Raw genomic sequence first — 2,589 nt, 5'->3', positions numbered from 1 at the left:
GTCAAGTTCGCACTCTGGATCAAACTGACAATGGTGAGCAGCAATTTAGCTTCACTGAAGGCGAGTTGTTCATCACTCTTGAAGGTGAAGTACGCTTCGAACCAAACCGAAATCTAGACCACACAGCTAGCGAAGATATCGTGAAGTCGATAGTGGTGACCTCAAGCGATTCAGATAATGACGTACTGACTTCCACAGTGACGCTGACCATTACTGATGGCGATAACCCAACGATTGATGAGGTACCAAGTGTTACTTTGTCTGAAACTAATTTAGCCGATGGCTCTGCGCCAAGCGGCAGTGTAGTCAGTCAAACCGAGATAATTACCTTCACCAATCAAAGTGATGATGTGGCGAGTTTCCGTATTGAACCTACTGAATTTAATGTGGGTGGAGCACTGAAATCGAATGGCTTTGCCGTTGAGATAAAAGAAGATTCGGCTAATCCGGGAACTTACATCGGTTTTATTACCGATGGCTCGAATACTGAAGTTCCTGTATTCACGATTGCTTTCTCTACGAGTACGTTGGGTGAATACACCTTTACTCTGCTTGAAGCGTTAGACCATGCGGATGGTTTAGATAAGAACGATCTGAGTTTTGATCTGCCGGTTTATGCGGTTGATACGGACGGCGACGATTCACTGGTGTCTCAGCTGAATGTGACCATCGGTGATGATGTTCAAATCATGCAAGATGGTACGTTAGATATTATCGAGCCAAATCTTGCAGACGGCACAATCACAACCAACACCATTGATGTGATGCCAAACCAAAGTGCTGATGGTGCGACGATCACTCAGTTTACTTATGACGGTCAGCTAAGAACGCTTGATCAAAATGACACTGGTGAACAGCAGTTCAGCTTCACAGAAGGCGAGTTGTTTATCACCCTTGAAGGTGAAGTGCGCTTTGAACCTAATCGCGATCTAGACCATTCCGTTAGCGAAGACATCGTGAAGTTGATAGTAGTGACTTCAAGCGACTTCGATAACGATCCGGTGACTTCAGCCATTACGCTGACCATTACTGATGGTGATAATCCGACTATCGATTCGGTACCGAGCGTTGTACTTGAAGAAGCTGATTTAACTGATGGCTCATCGCCAAGTGGCAGCGCGGTTAGTCAAACGGAAACCATCACTTTCACTAATCAAAGTGACGATGTTGAGAAATTCCGTTTAGAACCAAGTGAATTTAATACTAACAACGCGCTCAAGTCCGATGGCTTGATCATTGAGATTCGAGAGGAACCAACAGGATCCGGCAATTATATTGGTTTCACGACCGATATTTCGAATGTCGAAACCACTGTGTTTACACTCGATTTCAGTAGTACCACTTTGGGTGAGTACACCTTCACGCTTCTGGAAGCGATTGACCACACGCCTGTTCAAGGCAATAACGATCTAACATTCAACTTGCCAGTCTACGCGGTTGATAGCGACGGTGATGATTCGCTAATGTCGCCACTGGCTGTAACTATCACTGATGATATTCAAGTGATGGTTAATGACTCTCTCACAATTGAAGAGCCAACGGTTGCAGATTTGGCAGCAGGTACTCCGACGACAGCTTCCGTTAATGTACTTGATGAAGAAGGTGCTGATGGCACGACCATTACTCAGTTCACTTATGATGGTGGGGCGGTATTAACGCTTGATCAAAACGATACAGGTGAGCAGAAGTTCGTGGTTGCTGATGGGGCATTATATATCACTCTGCAAGGCGATATTCGTTTCGAACCAAGTCGTAACCTTGACCATACTGGTGGCGATATCGTGAAGTCGATAGTCGTAACTTCAAGTGATTCCGATAGCGATCTTGTGTCTTCAACGGTAACGCTAACCATTACTGATGGCGATATCCCAACGATTGACACGGTGCCAAGCGTTACTCTGTCAGAAACGAATCTGAGCGACGGATCTGCTCCGAATGCAAGTGCGGTAAGTTCAACTCAAACCATTACCTTTACTAACCAAAGTGATGACGTGACGAGTTTCCGTATTGAACCGACTGATTTTAATGTTGGTGGTGCTCTGAAATCGAACGGATTGGCGGTCGAACTGAAAGCTGACCCAACTACACCGGGTGGCTACATCGGTTTTGTGACTGATGGTTCGAACGTTGAAACTAACGTGTTTACGATTAGCTTCTCGGATACCAATTTAGGTCAATACACCTTCACCTTACTTGAAGCACTAGACCATGTAGATGGCCTCGCAAATAATAATTTGAGTTTCGACTTACCGGTTTACGCGGTCGATAGCGATGGCGATGACTCGTTGGTGTCTCAACTTAACGTGACCATTGGTGATGATGTTCAAATCATGCAAGGTGGTACGTTAGATATCACTGAACCAAATCTTGCAGACGGCACAGTGACAACCAATACCATCGATGTGATGCCAGAACAAAGTGCCGATGGTGCGACGATCACTCAGTTTACGTATGACGGTCAAGTTCGAACACTGGATCAAACGGACACAGGTGAGCAGCAATTTAGCTTCACAGAGGGTGAGTTGTTCATCACTCTTGAAGGTGAAGTACGCTTCGAACCAAACCGCAATCTAGACCACACGGTTAGCG

The 2,589-nt window shown here is 45.5% G+C and carries 1 pseudogene; it reads left to right on the top strand.

Annotated features, from left to right (window positions below):
- Positions 1-2,589: pseudogene (locus AB6E30_RS22385) on the top strand (hypothetical protein); the annotation flags it as partial.

This window comes from Vibrio sp. 10N.247.311.12 (assembly GCF_041467515.1).
Taxonomy (GTDB): Bacteria; Pseudomonadota; Gammaproteobacteria; order Enterobacterales; family Vibrionaceae; genus Vibrio; species Vibrio crassostreae_C.
The sequence above is the reverse complement of the archived record's forward strand: the minus strand, read 5'-3'. Positions and strand labels throughout refer to the sequence as shown.